This is a genomic window from Pseudoalteromonas sp. PPB1 (assembly GCF_015356275.1).
Classification (GTDB): domain Bacteria; phylum Pseudomonadota; class Gammaproteobacteria; order Enterobacterales; family Alteromonadaceae; genus Pseudoalteromonas; species Pseudoalteromonas rubra_D.
Map to the genome: position 1 here is coordinate 94646 of NZ_JACEQV010000001.1, position 20542 is coordinate 115187.

Genomic DNA, 20542 nt, shown 5'->3' on the forward strand with positions numbered 1-20542 from the left:
ATTATCTAATACCTGACTATTTTAATCAAGTATAGACTGGCACTCATCCGGCAACGAGATCCATCTTCTCTATCCTGCGTTAACTAGTCGTTTGATTTACTTAATTACAAGGACTTAGATTATTTGATACACTTATCCACCAAGTGTACTATGCTACTTCTGCTGTCTTCCCGGAAATCAAGCACCACAGCGCTGACTTTAGCGAGTGTTCGGGCATTATGAAAAACCTCAGGATTGAGCTAGTACAGGCAGCTAGGCAGGACAACTGCACTCGCAACAAATCAGATTCTCAACAGGCCAATATTGTATGTCGTTCGATAATGTACGCCGTCGCTTAGCGAAACCCAAAACTTCCATCCAGCTTTGCTTACTGGGAATTGGTGCCGGCTTAATTGCAGCAATATTGATCATCTTGTTTCGTCTCACCATCATGCTGGTGCAAAGCACTTTTTTAGACAGTCCCGATGACTTCACCACCTTGCCGGAACATCAGCGCGTGTTGCTGCCGGTTGGTGCCGCGTTACTGATCGCCCTGTTTGCCAGCCTGACCGGGTTTAAACACTATCGCCTCGGCATCCCGTTTGTGATCTATCGTATCAAACAGCATTATGGACAAATGCCCATCTGGAACTCCGTCAATCAATTTTTCGGGGGTGCTGTGGCACTCATCAGTGGCTTTTCAGTCGGACGCGAAGGTCCGTCCGTACACATGGGTGCGACGGGTGCCAGTATTCTGGCCGAGCGCCTGCACTTGCCAATGAACGCTGCCCGGACATTGGCCGGATGCGGTGTTGCAGCGGGCATTGCAGCTTCGTTTAATACCCCTCTGGCCGCCGTCATCTTTGTTATGGAAGTGGTACTGCGGGAATACAAAATTCACATCTTCGTGCCAATTATGCTCGCAGCAGTGACCGGTGCGCTGGCAACGCAATACGTGTTTGGTCACGATCTGGAGTTATCACTCATCAGCGTCTCGGCATTGTCATTCTGGCATTATCCATTTTTGATTCTGTGTGGTTTTGTGCTGGGTGCCATTGCTTTTGCATTTAATCAGAACCTGATGATGATCATTAAAACCTTTAAGCCCATTAGCATGTTTCCTCGCCTGATGCTGGCCGGGTTGTTGGCCGGACTGATAGGCTACCTGGTGCCGGAAGCCATGGGCTCGGGAATGAGCGCCATCAAAATAGCTGTTGAAACACCCGGCGAGTTACAACTACTGACCACCATTTTGATAGCCAAGCTACTGGCAACCATCTTTGCCATTGGCCTGGGGATCCCCGGCGGGATCATTGGCCCGGTCATCGGACTGGGAGTCTTAATTGGTACCTTGATGGCGTATTTTGCTCAGTATATTTCTCCTGACGTCAGTGTCGCTGGGACCTACGGCGTTCTGGGCATGGCCGGGTTGCTGGCAGCAACACTGCATGCTCCCCTGGCGGCCCTCACCGCAGTCATGGAGCTGACCTCCAGCCCTCAGATTGTCGTGCCCGCCATGATTGTAATTTCCTGCGCTTATGTCACTGCATTACAAGTCTTTGGGAATCGTTCAATTTTCTTGCAACAACTGGATTTCCAGGAGCTCCCCTATCAGGTTTCCCCAGCCAAAGAAGCACTGCAAAAGGTCGGGATTATGGAGGAAATGGACGAGGGCTTTAAACTCCTCTATTCGGATGACAAAGACCAAATAAAAGAAACCTTGTCGGCCATCGACAGTCAGACGCCACTAATAGTGTACGACGAGGAGCATGGTTATCGACTGGCAGAATATGATCTCAGCCTGATTTCAGAGCAGAGCATGACCATCACTTATATCGAACTGCAAGGGCTGAGCACACAAGCTACGCTGGCTGACGCATTTGATATCCTCAAAGACAAGCGCTCTGGCGCCGTCTATGTGTATAATCAAAAAAATAACGAACAAATTATGGGCCTGCTCCGGTGGGATCAGATCCGCCATATTCTTACTATGAGAAACAGCTTGCTGTAATTGTGATTTTAGACAACCCAGAGGTTTTATGACGACGATACTTGTGTACAAAGCGCTACACATCTTTTTTATGGTTGCCTGGTTTGCCGGGATATTCTATCTGCCAAGGCTGTTTGTTTATCATGCGATGACTGACGAAAAGCCCTGCTCCGCGATGCTTAAAATCATGGAGCGACGCCTGCTCTATTTTGTCACACCTTTTGCGATACTCACCGCAGTATTTGGCGTATTACTCATCACCAGTTATGGTCGAGAGTGGTTTCGTGCCAACCTGTGGCTGCACTACAAATTAATACCGGTCATCATGCTCTATTTGTATCACGCTTATTGCTTCAAGCTGCTGGCAGATTTTAAACATGACCGCAATCAACGCAGTGACCGATTCTATCGCATCTTTAACGAGTTTCCGGTGATATTACTGCTGATCATCATCCTGCTCGCCATCTTGAAACCAGTTTTCTGATATCAGTCTGTGACGGCGACTTAGCCGTCATTTTCCACGCCTAAAAAACAGAATTGTGCTATTATGTCGCTCCAGTTACTCAACGCAGCGTGCCTGATGCGCCCTGTTTTGCGAGCTCGGTTAGGAGTGCTCCCCGCCTCCTGTTGTCAATCTGTGATTAGGAATCGCCGCATGTTAAGTTTCCAAGGTGAAAACATCCTCTCCGTCAACGAACTCGACAGAGAAGCCATTGAGCTGATTTTCAATGTTGCTAAGAAAATGGAACCCTACGCTAAAAAGTACAAACGCACCAATGTGCTCGAAGGTGCTGTCTTAGCCAATCTGTTTTTTGAACCCAGTACCCGAACGCGTGTCAGTTTCGGAACCGCTTTTAATCTGCTGGGTGGTACGGTCCGTGAGACCACAGGTATGCAAAGTTCCGCTTTAGCAAAAGGGGAATCCCTGTATGACACCGCCCGCGTGATCTCCGCTTATGCTGATGCCGTCGCAATGCGCCATCCGGATGCTGGCTCAGTTGCGGAATTTGCCACAGGCTCAGACGTCCCGGTGATCAACGGCGGAGATGGACCAAATGAACACCCAACCCAGGCATTGCTGGATCTGTTAACCATAGAGCGTGAACTGGGCCGCTTCGAACGCGGCATTGACGGGATGCACATCGCCCTGGTTGGTGACCTGAAATATGGCCGTACCGTTCACTCACTGTCTAAATTGCTATGCCACTATAAAAATGTACGCTTTTCTATGGTCGCCCCGGACGGCTTGCAAATGCCGGACTATATTCTGGATGCCGTCAGCAACGCAGGTCACCACATTGAACTGGTCTCAAAAATGGAAGGCAACCTGGCAGCAGACATCGTCTATCAAACCCGCATTCAGGAAGAACGCTTCCCGTCACAGGAAGAAGCCAATAAATATCGCGGTGGTTTTCGTATCAGCCAGGCCATTTACGATGCACACTGTAAGCCAGAGTCCGTATTGATGCACCCGCTGCCCCGTGATAGCCGTGGCGATGCCAATGAACTGGATAACGACTTAAATAATAATGACAACCTGGCCATCTTCCGTCAGGTTCAAAACGGCGTGTTGATCCGTATGGCGTTGTTTGCACTAACACTGGGCGTTGCCGACAAGGTTGAGCAATACGAAGTAGACGTGCCCTGGTTCAGTCGCAAACGCGAAGCCTAATCTACTAAATTCGTTTCATGACCTGAGGTATCGAGTTTCATTACCGATACCTTATGTACATAACAAAGGACACATTATGACAATCAGTCAAGACCTCTTCTCTCGTGCCCAGGAATCTATCCCGGGTGGCGTCAACTCACCGGTCCGCGCGTTTAACGGCGTCGGTGGCACGCCGCTGTTCATTAACAAAGCAGAAGGCCCACACACATTTGATGCCGATGGTAAACGCTATATCGATTATGTTGGCTCCTGGGGTCCGATGATCCTCGGCCATAACCATCCTCAAATTAAGCAGGCTGTGCTGGATGCGGTAGAAAATGGTCTGAGCTATGGTGCGCCGACTGAGAGCGAAATTCTGATGGCTGAAAAAGTCAAAGCACTGGTTCCTTCTATCGACAAAGTGCGTATGGTCAGCTCAGGGACCGAAGCCACCATGAGTGCGATCCGCCTGGCACGTGGCTACACAGGCAGAGATAAAATCCTGAAGTTTGAAGGCTGCTACCATGGTCATGCCGATTCATTGCTGGTTAAAGCAGGCTCTGGTGCGCTGACTATGGGTGTACCAAACTCACCGGGCATTCCGGCAGACTTTGCGAAACACACACTCACCGTGTCATTTAATAATCTGGACGAAGTGAAAGCCATTTTTGCCCAATACCCGGACCAGATTGCCTGTATTATCGTCGAGCCAGTAGCTGGCAACATGAACTGTATCCCACCAGTTGAAGGTTTCCTGGAGGGTCTGCGCGAGATCTGTGATACACATCAGTCCGTGCTTATTTTCGATGAAGTCATGACAGGCTTCCGAGTGGCATTGGGTGGCGCTCAGGCCTATTACAATATCGAGCCGGACCTGACCTGCCTGGGTAAGGTTATTGGTGGCGGTATGCCTGTGGGTGCCTTTGGTGGTAAACGTGCCATTATGGACTACATTGCACCGGTAGGCCCGGTTTATCAGGCAGGCACCCTGTCTGGTAACCCTATCGCTATGGCGGCTGGCCTCAAGGCACTTGAGCTATTGTCAGAGCCTGGTCTGCACGATGCACTTGAAAGTAAGAGTAAGCAACTGTGTGATGGATTCCAGCGTGCTGCAGATGACGCTGGCATTGCACTGACTACCAACTATGCCGGTGGCATGTTCGGTTTCTTCTTCACCGATGCCGAGCGTGTTGATACCTATCAGCAAGCAACAGAGTGCGACCTGGAACGCTTCAAACGCTTTTTCCACCTGATGCTGGAAGAAGGCGTGTATCTGGCACCATCCGCATTCGAAGCCGGATTTGTCAGCACCATGCACAGTGATGCAGACATTGCTGAAACAATCAAAGCGGCTGAGCGCGCATTTGCTAAGCTGGTAGCTTAAACAAACTCGCTCAGTTCAGTGATATGAAAAAGCCCTGCGGGGCTTTTTTTGTTTTTGGCAGTAAAAACTTTCAGGGCTTTGAACTATTCTTTGTTTATACCCGGTCTCTTACTAATGACTTATAAACAAAGATAAAATTATGACAGGACTCAGATCAGCCGCTAGCCCCGCGATTGCCTTTATGGCACAGCTAAAATATAAAACCAAAATCAGCCTGGTATTTGGTATTCTTTTAGTACCCCTCAGCCTGAGCTTATTTTTTCTTAACTCAACCCTGACTCAGTCAATTCAGGTGAGTCAGCAACAGCGTGCAGGCTTACAATTTTATCCGCCCATTTTAGAAAACCTGTTAAACCAACAAGCCCAGCGCAATACTCAGGTTTTGGCACGCAGTCCATTTGCTAAAGGCGTTAAGCCAGGTGACGAGCTGGAGCATTTGTCCATCGCTTCGAAGCTCGCGATAGACAATGATTTAAGCCGCTCTTATCTCAACCGCTCTTTAGTGGAATCACTGCCTAATGTGATCACTCAGGTGAATGGCATCGCTGAGCAGGCAAATAAGATCATCAGCAGCGGCCGTTTCACCCCCGATACCTTCATCGCGTTGTCAAATCTGAATAAAGTACTTCCGCTGGTAAAAATGCAACTGAACAACAAGCTGGAAGTTGCAACGGCCAACAACAAACAAGTTACCAAGCGACTTCAGGATAAAATTACAGCGTTAAACCGCGCACTGGATAACTATCACCGCACCATCAACGATAAACTGCTTGAGCCCGACGACATCGAACTGACCAGTGGGGCCTTCAGCAGCGTGCATCGCGATGTACTTACCCAGCTGACTGGCCTGATTAATGCAGCCACACCCACTCTGAAAACCTTGCTCGATGAAAAGCTCACCAATGAACGGCGGATCCGAAATCTGGTCGCTCTGGCATCCATACTCAGCTTGCTGCTCGCTTTGTATCTGATGTTGGGTTTCTATTTTGCAGTTGTCGACACCATTGCGGAATTTTCAACCTCAGCACAACAGGCATCAGGTGGTGATTTAACAGCACGCGCCCAACCGCGTGGCAAAGATGAGCTCAGCGACATCTTGCGCCAGTATAACGCTGTGCTGGATGCCTTTGTCCATTTATTGGGCAATGTCAGAACCACTTCAACCGATTTATATGGCGCCACAGATAAACTGCGCCAGATAAGCCAGGACACCCGAGAGGATGTGGCACAGCAGCAAGCTAAAATCCAGACCGTGCATCAGGCACTCAGTGAAATGGCCAATGCCGCCGATGCTGTTGAAACCTCCGCACACCATGCCACAGAACTGGCTGCCACCGCAGCGCAACAAGTCAAACAAGGGAGTGAAAATACCACCCGACTGGCAGAGCATATGACAGTGTTACAACGTGAGTTCGAAGAGAGCCGCATTGCACTGGATAAGCTTGCGCAAGACAGCCAGGACATCAGTAAAGTCAGTCTGGGGATCAGTGAAATTGCCGAACAAACCAATTTGCTGGCGCTCAATGCGGCTATTGAGGCTGCCCGGGCCGGTGAACAGGGCCGGGGTTTCGCGGTTGTTGCGGATGAAGTGCGTACGCTTGCGCAAAGAACGCAGCAACAGACCGAAGAGATCCACTCTATTATCCACTCACTACAACAAGCTTCTAACGACACCCAGAAGAAAATGCTCAGTAGTGTTGAAAAGATGGAGCAAGGCGTCAGCGCAGCCACTGAGACTAACCAGGTGCTCAGCGCCGCTGAGCAAAGTATGGCTGACATCGACCAACAAGGTCATGTGATCAGCGATCAAGTAAAACGTCAGGCAGTTGCCACGCAACAGGCGCTGGTGGAGTCGAGCGAAATAAGTCACCTGGCCGATCACACCCTAAGCTCAGCAGAGGCCACTCGGGGCGATGCTCAACAACTCAGCGATATGGCAGCAACCTTAAAGCAACTCATCGCTAAATTCAGAACTTAACTGACTGCGCGCCGGCCTGTGGCTCAGCCACATCCCGGCCGGGGGTTAAACTCCTCAATGCGAATAGGCAGCTGAATCGTTGGCCCACAATGCGGCGCAGCCTGCTCACCCGTTTGTTCGTTCACAAATGCCCAGCGGACGCCCGCGGGTCGCTGATCTGCAATCGCCTGTGGATTCAAAGGTTTTAAATAACGGATATAGAGCTCCAGCGCGCCGCGCCCGCCTGTCAATTTTGCAGGCTTATTGTCGTCCCGGCCAATCCAGGTGACCGTCACTGTATTATGATCAAACCCGGCAAACCAGCTGTCTCTCAATTCATTACTTGTGCCCGTTTTTCCCGCCAACTGAATAGAGGGAAAATGCTGAGTTAGTCGCTTAGCGGTGCCGCTCTTGGTGACTCGCTTCAGCCCATAACGCGTCATGTACATGGCTTCCGGAGAAAACCGAGATTGCTTAGCAACACGATGCTGATACAAACGCTTACCTGTGGTATTGGTAATAGCCGAAATGCTCGTCAGTGGCGCATATTGGCCATTGGCAGCCAATGTGGTGTACATCTGAGCCACATCAAAACTCGATAACTCCACAGCCCCTAACAACATAGAGGGATACAAAGGAATATCACTGTCGACACCTAGCTGTCCTATGGTTTGAGCAACAGAGTCGACACCAACATCCAGACCCAGGTTAACCGCTGGAATATTGATGCTCTCACTGAACGCACGATACAAAGGTACCGATCCCCGGAATCGATGGTCAAAGTTTTCCGGTTGCCAGGTTTTCCCCGCCGCATTGGTCACCTGTAATGGGGCATCCTCCAGCAAAGTGCCCAGGTTATAGCCTGGCTGCTCAAGTGCTGACAAGTATATCGCAGGCTTTACCAGAGAGCCCACATTACGACGTGTGTCCAGCACCCGATTAAACCCGGAATAACGAAGCTGACGCCCCGCCACCAGAGCCGATACGCCGCTTTTTTCGGTGTTCACAGAAATCATCCCCACTTCCAACTGAGCGGTCGAAAAGCGTCGTTCCAGGTAAGGCAAACCTTCACTGACCGCCTCTTCCATGGCGGATTGCTTCTGCAAGTCAAAATACGTAAATATCCTAATCCCCGCATTCACGACATTTTCATCTGGCAACAATTGCTGAAGTTCACGATTCACCAACTCCAGATAACCCGGGTAAGTTTGCATCAGACTTTCTTTCAGAGGCTGAATGGCAACAGGCCGCTCTAACGCCTGACGGTACTCATTGGTGGTGATAAGACCATTTTCCGCCATCAACCTGAGCACCAGGTCGCGTCGCTCCATGGTTCGCTCCGGATATCGACGCGGGTTGTAATAAGACGGGCCTTTCACCATAGCAACCAGCATGGCTATCTGATCAAACTCCAGCTCATCAACGGGTTTAGCAAAGTAGAACTCCGCTGCCAGACCCATGCCATGGACGCCCTGGTTGTAAGCCTGGCCGAGGTAGACTTCGTTGAGATAAGCCTCAAGAATTTCATCTTTGCTGTAACGGAAATCAAGAATGAGGGCGATAAAAGCTTCATTGATCTTGCGCAGCAAAGAGCGTTCCCGGGTTAAATAAAAGTTCTTTGCCAGCTGCTGGGTCAGTGTGCTCCCCCCCTGCACTGTGCGTCCCGCACGAATATTGTGGTACAAAGCACGCATAATGGACCACACAGACACCCCGTGATGCTCATAAAAAGCCCGATCTTCAACCACCAGCAAGGTGTTTTTAAGAATATCCGGTATTTTGTCCAGTGGCACAAATTCCCGATCCTGACGACTTTCATTGCCTATCCGGGCAATTTGTACCGGCTCAAGCCTGGCACTCTCAACTCGCCGCCCCTGATCATTCACAATGCTGGCCAGCTTTTTGCCTGCAAAATTGAGAGTAAAGATACGCGCCTGCTCAACCCCGTCATAAAACTCAAAGGAGCGGCGATACACGGTAATCGTACGACCCTGCACTACAAACTGGCCCGTATGTTTAATGCGGTTTACCCGAGAGTAATTGAGCCGCTCAAGTTCCCAGATCACTTCCTGCTCAGCCAGATATTGATCCGGATAAAACGACATAGCGCGGGCATACACCTGCACAGGTAACTGCCACTTGTTCCCTTCAAACTGTCGGCTGACTTTGGCATCGAGATAAACCACATACCCTGCAACCGCAAATACCATGGCCAGACTTAGCTTCCAGCACAACGACCACAGCGTGCTCAGTGTCCGGTTACGCAATGCCCGTAAGCGTTGCTTAAATGAGGAAGTGGAGTTAGCGGTCTTTTTCTTGCCTGATTTGGCCGGTGATTTACGGGTGGACTTGCGAGGTTTGCCTGCTGCTTTTTTGTTGTCTGCCATTGACCGTGGAATGCTTACTGAGAGTGAATAGATGCTAGATTATCTCAGATTAACTGCCGCTTAAACCAAAAAGCGCGATAAGCCGCGCTTTTTGGTGAATTCTTGCTTACTTATTGCGAATGGTCACAAATTCAGGATACGCATCTATGCCGCAATCGTGCTGGTCCATACCACTGAGTTCTTCTTCTTCACCTACCCGGATCCCCATCAAGGTTTTGATGATCCCCCAGACGATGTAAGACGCAATAAACACAAAACCCAGTATGGTCACCAGCCCGATGGCCTGAGTCATAAAGCTGGCATCACTGTTCGAGAAAGGCACCATCATAATGCCCAACGCCCCACACACACCATGCACGGAAATAGCACCAACCGGATCATCAATACGCAGTTTATCCAGTGCGACTATGCTGAATACCACCAAAGAACCACCCAGCATCCCCAGAATACAAGCCAGCATTGGCGTGGGTGACGCAGGCTCTGCGGTAATGGTCACCAGACCAGCCAGTGCACCGTTCAGGATCATGGTCAGGTCCGCTTTTTTCCACATCAGCTTACACACCACCAGTGCTGCAATCGCACCCGCTGCTGCCGCGGCATTGGTATTTACCATGATCTGACTGACAGCGATGGCATTGCTTTTGTCTGCAAGAAATAGCTGAGATCCACCGTTAAATCCAAACCATCCCATCCATAAAATAAAGGTTCCCAGTGTCGCCAGAGGCAGGTTTGAACCAGGGATAGGATAGATTTCACCGTTTCTTCCATACTTGCCCTTACGTGCACCGAGTAACAAAACGCCAGCCAGGGCGGCAGCGGCACCTGCACCATGCACTATCGCAGAGCCTGCAAAGTCGACGAAGCCCAACTCAGACAAGAATCCAGCGCCCCAGGTCCAATAGCCTTCAATAGGATAAATCAACCCAGTCAGGACCACAGTAAACAACAAGAATGCCCAGAGCTTCATGCGCTCTGCAACCGCTCCGGAGACAATAGACATAGCGGTTGCCACAAACACAACCTGAAAAAAGAAATCTGATTCCAGTGCATGGTCAGCATCGTCGGCAGCACTGCCAATAAGCGCACCAAAGTTAGGCACTACCCCACCTTCAACGTTATCCACGTACATGATGTTATATCCAACCAATAGAAACATCGTACAGGCGATGGCATACAGGGCGACATTTTTAGTGAGAATTTCGGTGGTGTTCTTTGAGCGTACCAGCCCCGCTTCAAGCATCGCGAAGCCAGCGGCCATCCACATCACCAGAATACCAGACACCAGAAAGTAAAAGGTGTTCAGAGAGAATTGTAATTCAATTACCGTATTTTCCATTAGTTCACCCCTTAAATCGCTTCTTCGTCGAGTTCACCGGTACGGATCCGGACAATTTGCTCAAGGTCATAGACAAATATTTTGCCGTCGCCAATTTTGCCAGTACTGGCAATCTCAGTAATCGCCTCCACGACACGCTGGGTATTTTCACTGCGGGTCGCTATTTCAAGCTTTATTTTGGGAATAAAGTCGACCTGATATTCAGCTCCACGATATAGCTCGGTATGACCCCTCTGACGACCAAAACCCTTCACATCGACCACAGTCATGCCCTCGATACCCAGCTCAGCCAGGGCTTCGCGGACTTCATCCAGCTTAAACGGTTTAATTATTGCGCTTATCATTTTCATTATTTGCCCCCCCAGGGCAGATGATCCTGTCGGGGGAGGTAATCCAACCTTTGTGCCAATAATAAAAGTAATTATTTTACAATGTGTTAGGTTGATTCAGAGATATAGAATGAATACCAAACGCACCGTGCTGGTGCGCCTGTTTATTGTCTGACTTGAAATGGTGCAATATCGGGTGGGGTAATCTGAAGATTAGCTTTCACTGACCATTACGCAATTGCGCTGAGCTTCTTTAGCACGATACAAAGCGCTGTCTGCCGCACGCATGACGTCACTGAGGGTCGCTTTATCGCACCGGGCAATGCCCACACTAAGTGTGCAGTGTAATGCCTGCTCCTGGATCATAAATTGGGTGTTAGCAAAGCGTTCTTTGAAGTCCTGGCAACTATTTTTAGCCACAGTCAGGTCATTACCGGGCATTAACACGGCAAATTCCTCCCCTCCGACACGTGCCACCAGACAATGATTGAAAGAGCTATTGAGCAGCTCAGCAACCTGAGACAGGACTTTGTCCCCTCCAAGGTGACCGTACTGATCATTGATTGCCTTAAAGTGGTCCAGATCCAGTAACGCCAGTGTGAACTGATCCGGCTTATTCTTGAGCACTTTATCCATATGCTGGCAAAAATATCGACGATTATAAAGACCAGTCAGAAAATCTCTGTGTGCGTACTCTTTAATGTCTGCAATCAGGTTCAACTGATCCATGGTTTGCATCACCCGACAATGAAATTCTTCATTCATAAAGGGTTTCGTCAAAAAGTCATTGGCGCCATATTTGATGAACTTAGCAGACAAACCGTGACTGCCAGCACCTGACAGGCCAATAATAGCCAAATCATCACGCCCGCGGCTGTTGCGCACAGCTTTAACCAGTTCAAAGCCATCCATGGTGGGCATCGCATAATCTGTCAGCAATAATTTAATGTCCGACTTGGCATTGAGCATATTCAAAGCTTGCTCACCATCTTGCGCCTCAAACACCGTAAACAGCTGCTTTTCCAGCATCTGTCTCATCACAGCCCGGCTGATCATTGAATCATCAGCGATCAGTGCCTGACACCCTTCGTTGCGCAATAAACGTGATACGAGTTTAATGGCATAGAGATAAGAATCCCGATTGTCCTTAATCACATAATCAACGACGCCCATCTCAAGCATTTGCTGACGGCTATATTCATCAATTTTAGACGTCAATACCACAGTGGGTACGTTGCGGCTTAGCGTAAGCTGCACGACCTCTCCATCGGGGGCGTCTGGTAAGGTCAGATCGACCAAAGCCAGAGTGTAATGTTGGCTCTCGAGTAATGCCTGGGTCTCTTTCAGAGACCAGGCATAATCAATTTCCACATCCAGGTGTTGTGATGCAAGGTGGCGAAGGATTTGTTGCACTACCTTACTGTCTTCGACGACTAATACTCTTTGCATTACGATGCTCTACTAAAACTACGAGAAAAGGGAAGAGATACAAGAATTTAACAGCGCTAAATACTTTCATACTACAGACATAAGGATTAAATATACGCGATTTCTGTGACAAAAAAAACTCACCGGCCAATAAAATTGTAAACAAACCGCAACAAAAGCCCGCCTAAACTTGGCTTCACCGGGCCATTTAAAACACAAAAAACAAACCAAAAACACCATAAAAATTAACATGCTTTGCGCATAGCCTATTTTTTGGCTATTAGTCTCAAGTTTTTTGAATTCTGTCCTGGATGCGTCTTAAATAAGCAGATCGATTTCACCCAAAAAATAAAAACATGTTGTTGAAGCCATTACTGTTCGCTCTTTCTGCGACTTTTATTACCACACTCCCTCACACGGCATCGGCACAAGCCGATACTCAGGGTCAATTAACCCAGCAAATTGATGCTCAGGTCATCACCGAACACAAAGGAACCTTTAACGGGGAGCGGATCGCCTACACAGCCACCACAGGTACTCAGCCAGTATGGGATAAAGCAGGCCACCCGATAGCGACACTCCACTATACCTACTATAAAAAGAACAAAGTCAAAGATCCCGCCACCCGTCCACTGCTGATCTCATTTAACGGTGGTCCGGGCTCAGCGTCTGTATGGATGCACATTGCGTACACAGGGCCTCGGGTGCTGAAGATTGACGACGAAGGTTACCCAATGCAGCCCTATGGCTTAAAAGATAATCCGGATTCTGTACTGGATGTCGCTGATATTCTGTTCGTCAATCCAGTCAACACAGGTTACTCTCGCGTTCTGCCAGAGCAAGATGGCTCAATGGCTGACAAGCAAACTCTGCAATCGCGCTTTTTCGGTGTCAATGCTGATATCAAATATCTGGCTGGGTGGCTCAATACCTTTATCAATCGACATGGCCGTGCACTGTCACCGAAATTTTTGATTGGTGAGAGCTACGGCACAACTCGCGTTTCTGGCCTGGCCCATGAGCTGCAAAACAAGCAGTGGTTATTCTTAAACGGCGTGGTGCTGGTTTCTCCAACGGATATTGGCATTAAGCGTCAGGGACCGGTAAAAAGTGCCAACCGTCTTCCCTATTTCGCAGCAACCGCCTGGTATCACAAGGCGCTCCCCGATGCTTTGCAAAATCAAGATTTATTGAGTGTACTTGAGCAGGTGGAAGCCTACACCTTAGACCATTATCTGCCTGCATTGGCCAAAGGCGCTATGTTAAGTGAGCAAGAGCGCCTGGCAGTAGCAAAGCAAGTCGCACACTTCAGCGGACTATCGGAACAGTTTGTACTACAAAATAACCTCGACATACCCAACCACGCTTTCTGGAAAGAGCTGTTACGCGAGCGTGGTTATACCGTCGGCCGTCTTGACTCCCGCTATCTGGGCATTGATAAACGAGACGCCGGTGAAGGTCCCGACTATTGGCCTGAACTGGATGCCTGGCTGCATGCCTTTACGCCGGCAATTAATCATTACTTCCGCCACGAGCTGAACTATAAAACGGATATCAAATACAATATGTTTGGCGATGTAAGGCCCTGGGATCGCAGCAAAAACGAGGTGGGTGAGCAACTGCGTTTGTCAATGGCCAAAAACCCTTACCTGAACGTGATGGTGCAATCAGGTTACTATGACGGTGCCACCAACTACTTTGACGGTAAGTATAACCTCTGGCACCTCGACCCCAGTGGTAAAATGCAGGACCGGTTGCGTTTTAAAGGCTACCGCTCTGGCCACATGATGTATCTGCGCCGCCCGGACCTCACCCTGGCCAATCAGGATCTGCGAGCATTCATTACTGACGCATTAAAGTACAATCAACCTGCTAAATACTGATCTCACACAAGTCTCTCACGGCGCTGCAATGCAGTGCGTTTCTTGTCTCGTAATGACCATTGTGATTACTTCACACACTATGCTTAAAAGTTAGGTATACTCAAAACAACAATTGACGATGTCCATCTTTTTTATTCCGCTTACCCAGCAATAAGTTAACGACAATTCACAGGGGCGCGGAGTATATAATGGACCCGAAGTAACAATTTTGAGGAAACCTCATGAGCGAACATTTTCGCGTCGTGTTTTCCGGCTTTAAGCCCGACACTGACAGCCAGGCAGCCACAGAGCAACTCGCTGCCAAGTTAAAAGTACCGACGCAGAAAGTCGTCGACTTCACTGCCGGTAAACCTTTATTTGGCCCAGGTGATAAGCAAAAGTGCCTAAAGCAGGCCAAATTACTCGCCGTATACGGGATCCAGAGTAAACTGCAATCACAGGCCTCAGCCCCCGCAGAAAACATTCAAAATGCAGCTAATGAACGTGTATTTGATGCTCTGGATTACATCACCAGCAGTCTCATCCGTATCGAAGAAAAGCTCGATGAACTGGAGCAACGCATCGATGGCAAGCAAGTTCAGGATGAACAGCATGAAGAGGATGAGTGGGAAGATGAAGCTTTATTTAGTGAACTGGAACTCGACAATGAGCCCCCCAAACGCTCTAAGAAGCTGCTGTATATTCTCCTGTCATTATTAGTGTTGTTACTGATTGTGTTGGGGCTCAGTCTGGCTTTCCCTGAATTGGTACCTATGTAATGAAAGCAGCCTCACTTGAAAATGAAAAAATTGCATCATCAAGGAAAGATATCAGGAAAAGCATTAGGAAATTGCGTAACAGCCTAACTGAACAACAACAAATAGAGGCAAGTAAAAAACTAACTATTAATTTTTTTCAACATACAAAACCCACTAAAAACGCCCGCATCGGGGTCTACCTCGAGAACGATGGCGAACTAAGAACTAACGTTTTAATTCAATCACTTTGGTCCAAAGGCGTGGACCTTTATTTGCCTGTAATACACCCCTTCAGCGGCGTTACTTTGCTCTTTCAGAAGTATGAAAAAAACTCACCCATGAAGCAGAATCGCTATGCTATCTTAGAGCCAGAATTGAATTGTAGCCAAATTTGTCCACTGGCGCAGCTAGACTACTTGCTGCTCCCTTTGGTGGCATTTGACGATTCAGGGAACCGCCTTGGTATGGGCGGTGGCTATTATGATCGTACGCTGGCGCGTTATTACCGTGAGAACTGGCAACAGCCTAAATTGATTGGTCTGGCTCATGAATGTCAGAAAGTTTCAGCACTACCAACCGAAGCCTGGGATGTGCCTTTACCAACCATAATCACGCCACAGCACTGCTATCAGTGGCAAAACGGGTAATAACGCGTTGTCACTGTAAACAAGCCTTGAGCACCTGATCATAATTTCAGTCATTGATGGCATATGACATATTTTTTTTGTGCTTTGAGCGTATAATTGCGAACCAATAATCAACTAAAACAGTGATCGCGTTATGACTCAAGATGAAATGAAAAAAGCAGCTGCCTGGGCGGCATTACAATATGTAGAAGCCGGTACAGTCGTTGGTGTAGGTACAGGTTCCACCGTCAATCACTTTATAGACGCACTAGGAAGTGTCAAAGACACCATAAAAGGAGCAGTTTCAAGTTCAGAGGCTTCTACGGAAAAGCTCAAAGCACTGGGCATCGACGTGTTCGAACTCAACGACGTCTCTGAACTGGATATATATGTGGATGGCGCAGATGAAATTAATGCTCACAATCAGATGATCAAAGGCGGTGGCGCAGCTCTGACACGCGAAAAGATTGTCGCTGCTGTTGCCCGCAAGTTTATCTGTATCGTCGACAACACCAAACATGTAGACGTATTGGGACAATTCCCGTTACCCGTTGAAGTGATCCCAATGGCACGCAGCTATGTTGCCCGCGAATTACTTAAGCTCGGTGGCGATCCCGTCTATCGTCAGGGTGTGGTAACGGATAACGGCAATGTGATTTTGGATGTGCATGGGCTGTCCATTACACAAGCAACTGAACTGGAAGAGAAAATTAATCAAATCGTCGGTGTTGTTACCAATGGCCTGTTTGCTCAGCGCGGTGCCGACATCGTCATCACTGGTACCTCAGAGGGGCCACAAATTAAGTAACAGGAATGAGTCATGAGTAAGGTATCCTTGTCTAAGGACAAAATTCGCATTTTATTGTTGGAAGGCGTACATCAGAGCGCAGTTGAAACGCTCAAACGCAACGGTTATAGCAATATCGAGTACGTGAAGACATCGCTGCCTGAAAATGAACTGATTGAGCGGATCAAAAATGTCCACTTTGTGGGGATCCGCTCGCGCACTCACCTTAATGAAAGGGTGTTAGAAGCGGCTGAAAAGCTCGTCGCGATTGGCTGTTTCTGTATTGGTACTAATCAAGTCGATCTCAGTGCAGCTAAAAAGCGCGGCATTGCCGTCTTTAATGCCCCGTTTTCTAATACTCGCTCAGTGGCGGAACTGGTTTTGGGTGAAATCCTGCTATTGTTGCGTGGCATTCCAAAACGCAACGCCATGGCACATCGAGGTGAATGGTTTAAATCGGCCATCGGCTCTTTTGAAGCCCGCGGTAAAACGCTGGGGATCATCGGATATGGTCACATAGGCACTCAGCTGGGGATCATGGCTGAAAACATCGGCATGAAAGTCGAGTTTTACGACATTGAAGACAAACTGACCCTGGGTAATGCACAACAGGTCCAGAGCTTAACCCAGCTGCTTCAACGTGCCGATGTAGTTAGCCTGCATGTCCCAGAAACGCCACAAACTAAAAACCTAATCGGTATGGCCGAGCTGGAAGTGATGAAGCAAGGCGCGATTCTGATCAATGCATCTCGCGGTACAGTGGTAGACATCGATGCACTGGCCGAGGCACTTAGCGCCGGAAAACTGTCTGGTGCTGCTATCGACGTATTCCCGGTCGAGCCCAAGTCTAATGAGGAAGAGTTTGTCTCCCCACTGCGTCAATTCGACAATGTGATCTTAACGCCACATGTCGGTGGTTCTACGCAGGAAGCACAGGAAAACATTGGCATTGAAGTCGCGGGTAAACTCACTAAGTACTCAGACAATGGCTCCACCGTCACCGCAGTCAACTTCCCGGAAGTGTCACTGCCTGAGCTATCAAACCGCAGTCGTCTGCTCCATGTGCACGAGAACCGCCCAGGCGTCCTGACACAAATTAACCAGGCGTTTGCACAACATGGCATCAACATTGCCGCGCAGTATCTGCAAACGGATGACAGCATTGGCTACGTGGTCATCGATGTTGACAGCGACCACTCTGAAGTTGCATTAAAAGAGCTAAGCGCAGTAGAAGGTACTATCCGCGCCCGGATCCTGCACTAATAAACCGCATATGCCGCAGACACAAAAAAGCCTGTCACAAGACAGGCTTTTTTAGTTTCAATTGCGGTGCAATTTATTGCACTGCAATGTGGCAATTATGCCATGAAATCAACACCTTCTTTGATGTCTTTTTCAAGAGTCGCAAGCATGTCGTCTTTTGCTTGTTGCTCAAACGCGCTCAGCTCGCCGTAAGGTAGCAGCTCTTCTACGCCGTTTTTGCCAAGACGAACTGGTTGTGCGAAGAAAGTTGCATCACCAGTGTTGCCTTCAACGTAAGCGTACTCAACCACGTTTTCACCTTGCAGACCTTTAACCAGTGAGAAGCAGAAACGCGCTGCCGCTGCGCCCATAGACAGAGTTGCAGAACCGCCACCCGCCTTCGCTTCAACCACTTCAGTACCCGCATTCTGGATACGTTTAGTCAATGCAGCTACTTCTTCGTCAGAGAACTCAACGCCCTCAACCTGAGAAAGCAGAGGCAGGATAGTTGTACCTGAGTGACCACCGATCACAGGTACTTTAACGTCGTTTACGTTCAGACCTTTCAGCTCAGCGATGAAAGTCTCTGCACGGATCACGTCCAGTGTTGTTACACCGAAAACGCGAGCTGGATCGTAAGTACCCGCTTTTTTGAATACTTCAGCAACGATTGGCACAGTGCCATTCACAGGGTTAGTGATCACACCAACCAGAGCTTTAGGACAGTTTTTAACGATGCCTTCAGACAGAGTCTTGATGATGCCCGCGTTTACATTGAACAGATCAGCACGATCCATACCTGGCTTACGTGGCATACCTGCAGGGATCAATACGATGTCTGCATCAACCAGCGCTGCATCCAGGTCGTCTTTACCAAAACCAGCGACTGTTACCGCTGTTGGGATGTGAGACAGATCAACCGCTACGCCAGGTACTACTGGCGCTACGTCATATAGCGCAAGCTCAGAACCAGCAGGCAAACCGTTTTTAAGCAAAAGAGACAATGCTTGACCGATACCGCCAGCGGCACCTAATACAGCAACTTTCATTGGAATTCTCCATAATTTGAAGGTGGAATTAAATGTGCTGTAAAGATAATGAAAAGCGCCGCCAAAAACAAATTTATACGCGCAATTTTCGTCTTTTTTTCGACTATAGTTGTAAAGTTCGCGACAAATTCTGCTACTAATGGTTTACGCATGCGCTGCGTTTCTAATATCGATAATCTACACCGCTTGAAGAATCTTCTTGTCCTGAAATTTGGGTAACAGACTGGTTTTGTGTAAAATCCTAACAGTCGAGTCACAAAGAAGTATTAAGTATGCAGCCGCAGGAAAAACAAGAAGCCCTCGTTAAAGCCTTTAAGGCCCTGTTAAAAGAAGAAAATTTTGGTTCTCAAGGTGAAATTGTTGATGCCCTCAAAGAGCAGGGATTTGACAATATCAGCCAAAGTAAAGTCTCTCGTATGCTAAGTAAGTTCGGTGCCGTCCGGACCCGCAATGCCAAACAGGAAATGGTGTATTGTTTGCCCGCCGAGATGGGCGTACCAACGGCAAAAAGCCCGTTACGCCAGCTGGTCATTGACATAGTGCACAACGAGATGATGATCATCATACGCACCAGCCCGGGCGCCGCCCAGCTGATTGCACGCTTATTGGATTCTTTGGGATCTGCCGACGGTGTATTAGGGACCATCGCTGGCGATGACACCATTTTTATCGCACCCGCCAAAGTGTCTGAAATCGACGCGACGCTGGAGCGTGTCAAAACACTGTTTGACAACGTCTAATAACGATTATGATTGCGCCATTTGTTGCAAGAACTGTAACGATGGCGCAAAAAATGCGGCCCCCATATCGCCTTGTGAATAATCCAGTAACGGATCATAATCCCCATCACCAGACAATCCAAAGCGACTATGTAATAGCTGCTCAAACGCGTTGCCTTTTGCAGCGCAGCTGAGCCATAGGCTGCCTTGCTCATAAACATCCCCATAGGGCATACTCTGATTCAATAACAATGGCCTGCCTTCACTGTCTTTTATTTCATTCAATCGAGCATGATTGTATGGTGGCGCATCATCAATCAACTCGTTGTCCAGCCGGGTGCGCCCCATCAGTTGCTCCTGATCTGACAAAGGTAACGCCTGCCAGCGGGCCAAATCGAACTGAGTCCGCAAAATATGGATATAACTGCCCTGATCATCCAGGCCTCCAGAGTTATTCACTAAGGCTACCTGACGTTTAAACCGCCCGTGAGGTATATCGGCACCATAAACAAACCCATTAAAATCTCGACCATCGAGAAAACGAAAAGCGCGTACCTGCGCAACCAGTTCAACACACCCGGACAACATGTGAAGCACACTCTGGGCAAACAGGTGATTCACGTCTTCCCGATCTGAGCGGATCACATAAAGCAAATCAAAAGGCTGACTGTTACACAAATGCTCACTGCTTTTAATCAGGGGAAAACTTTTCAACTGAGGGGGAATGAACTCGGGATAAATATGGGGCCAATATTGCGCCCCAACAGCCACAAAGCTGCTGAGCATGGCCTCTGAAAAGCGGTCGCTAAGTTCGTCCTGTAGTCTGCCAGACTGACTGAGTGCCGAGCGCACCGCCTCATCCTGACCATCCAGTACATTAAAAAATAAGTGCAAACCATGCAGATTTGCCTCGGCACATACCCCTGATTGTGCTTGCGCCATCACCCCATCCTATCATTATATCAACACGCGAAAATCTGACATAATATCAATCCGCATAATTAAGTAGCTCGTCTTGAGACGGAAAAATCTCGGTGATAACCAGGCAAAAATTTCTC

The 20542-nt window shown here is 48.6% G+C and carries 17 protein-coding genes; 11 read left to right on the forward strand and 6 right to left on the reverse strand.

Features of this window, described 5'->3' with window-relative positions:
• Positions 1–307: 307 nt before the first annotated feature.
• The 5 genes from IY568_RS00420 to IY568_RS00440 all read left to right on the forward strand — a co-directional run bounded on the left by IY568_RS00420 (position 308) and on the right by IY568_RS00440 (position 6982).
• A complete protein-coding gene (locus IY568_RS00420) occupies positions 308–1990 on the forward strand; it encodes a chloride channel protein (protein WP_125558014.1) in 1683 nt (560 codons plus the stop codon).
• Between the two features lie 28 nt (positions 1991–2018).
• Positions 2019–2453: a CopD family protein gene (locus IY568_RS00425; protein ID WP_010382958.1), complete on the forward strand. Its 435-nt coding sequence runs from the start codon at positions 2019–2021 to the stop codon at positions 2451–2453.
• Positions 2454–2624: 171 nt separating this feature from the next.
• Positions 2625–3641 carry an aspartate carbamoyltransferase gene (locus IY568_RS00430; protein WP_138536259.1) on the forward strand — a complete coding sequence of 339 codons (1017 nt, stop codon included), beginning with the start codon at positions 2625–2627 and terminating at the stop codon, positions 3639–3641.
• A gap of 76 nt (positions 3642–3717) precedes the next feature.
• Positions 3718–5004 carry a glutamate-1-semialdehyde 2,1-aminomutase gene (gene hemL / locus IY568_RS00435; protein ID WP_194866511.1) on the forward strand — a complete coding sequence of 429 codons (1287 nt, stop codon included), beginning with the start codon at positions 3718–3720 and terminating at the stop codon, positions 5002–5004.
• A gap of 139 nt (positions 5005–5143) precedes the next feature.
• On the forward strand, positions 5144–6982 hold the full coding sequence (locus IY568_RS00440; RefSeq protein ID WP_194866512.1) for a methyl-accepting chemotaxis protein: 1839 nt from the start codon (positions 5144–5146) through the stop codon (positions 6980–6982).
• Positions 6983–7005: 23 nt separating this feature from the next.
• On the opposite strand, the gene mrcB is transcribed toward IY568_RS00440, so the two are convergent.
• From mrcB to IY568_RS00460, 4 genes are all read right to left on the reverse strand, one after another.
• Positions 7006–9348, reverse strand: coding sequence for a penicillin-binding protein 1B (gene mrcB, locus IY568_RS00445; protein WP_194866513.1), 2343 nt, complete (start codon positions 9346–9348; stop codon positions 7006–7008).
• 106 nt (positions 9349–9454) lie between these two features.
• Positions 9455–10684, reverse strand: coding sequence for an ammonium transporter (locus tag IY568_RS00450; protein WP_049863929.1), 1230 nt, complete (start codon positions 10682–10684; stop codon positions 9455–9457).
• A gap of 11 nt (positions 10685–10695) precedes the next feature.
• Positions 10696–11034, reverse strand: coding sequence for a P-II family nitrogen regulator (locus IY568_RS00455; RefSeq protein ID WP_010382970.1), 339 nt, complete (start codon positions 11032–11034; stop codon positions 10696–10698).
• 192 nt (positions 11035–11226) lie between these two features.
• Positions 11227–12462 carry a diguanylate cyclase gene (locus IY568_RS00460; protein ID WP_125558023.1) on the reverse strand — a complete coding sequence of 412 codons (1236 nt, stop codon included), beginning with the start codon at positions 12460–12462 and terminating at the stop codon, positions 11227–11229.
• Positions 12463–12797: 335 nt separating this feature from the next.
• On the opposite strand from IY568_RS00460, the gene IY568_RS00465 reads away from it, so the two are divergent.
• The 5 genes from IY568_RS00465 (at position 12798) to serA (ending at position 17737) form a co-directional block, all read left to right on the forward strand.
• On the forward strand, positions 12798–14324 hold the full coding sequence (locus IY568_RS00465; protein WP_194866514.1) for a S10 family peptidase: 1527 nt from the start codon (positions 12798–12800) through the stop codon (positions 14322–14324).
• Positions 14325–14545: 221 nt separating this feature from the next.
• A complete protein-coding gene (locus tag IY568_RS00470) occupies positions 14546–15082 on the forward strand; it encodes a hypothetical protein (RefSeq protein ID WP_194866515.1) in 537 nt (178 codons plus the stop codon).
• Positions 15082–15708, forward strand: a complete 627-nt coding sequence (locus IY568_RS00475; RefSeq protein ID WP_228553054.1) for a 5-formyltetrahydrofolate cyclo-ligase — start codon at positions 15082–15084, stop codon at positions 15706–15708. The genes IY568_RS00470 and IY568_RS00475 overlap by 1 nt, the downstream gene beginning before the upstream one ends.
• A gap of 133 nt (positions 15709–15841) precedes the next feature.
• Positions 15842–16495, forward strand: a complete 654-nt coding sequence (gene rpiA, locus IY568_RS00480) for a ribose-5-phosphate isomerase RpiA (protein WP_194866516.1) — start codon at positions 15842–15844, stop codon at positions 16493–16495.
• A gap of 12 nt (positions 16496–16507) precedes the next feature.
• The gene (gene serA / locus IY568_RS00485; RefSeq protein WP_194866517.1) at positions 16508–17737 is read left to right on the forward strand and encodes a phosphoglycerate dehydrogenase; all 1230 of its coding nucleotides are present in this window, start codon (positions 16508–16510) and stop codon (positions 17735–17737) included.
• Between the two features lie 95 nt (positions 17738–17832).
• Here the strand turns inward: serA and mdh are convergent, their stop codons facing one another.
• A complete protein-coding gene (gene mdh / locus IY568_RS00490; RefSeq protein ID WP_125558033.1) occupies positions 17833–18765 on the reverse strand; it encodes a malate dehydrogenase in 933 nt (310 codons plus the stop codon).
• A 272-nt stretch (positions 18766–19037) separates the two neighbouring features.
• Here mdh and argR point away from each other — a divergent pair, with 272 nt between their 5' ends.
• Complete coding sequence (gene argR, locus IY568_RS00495; protein WP_125558035.1) at positions 19038–19505, forward strand: transcriptional regulator ArgR; 468 nt, start codon at positions 19038–19040, stop codon at positions 19503–19505.
• Between the two features lie 6 nt (positions 19506–19511).
• On the opposite strand, the gene IY568_RS00500 is transcribed toward argR, so the two are convergent.
• Positions 19512–20426, reverse strand: a complete 915-nt coding sequence (locus tag IY568_RS00500) for a Dyp-type peroxidase (protein WP_125558037.1) — start codon at positions 20424–20426, stop codon at positions 19512–19514.
• Positions 20427–20542 lie beyond the last annotated feature (116 nt).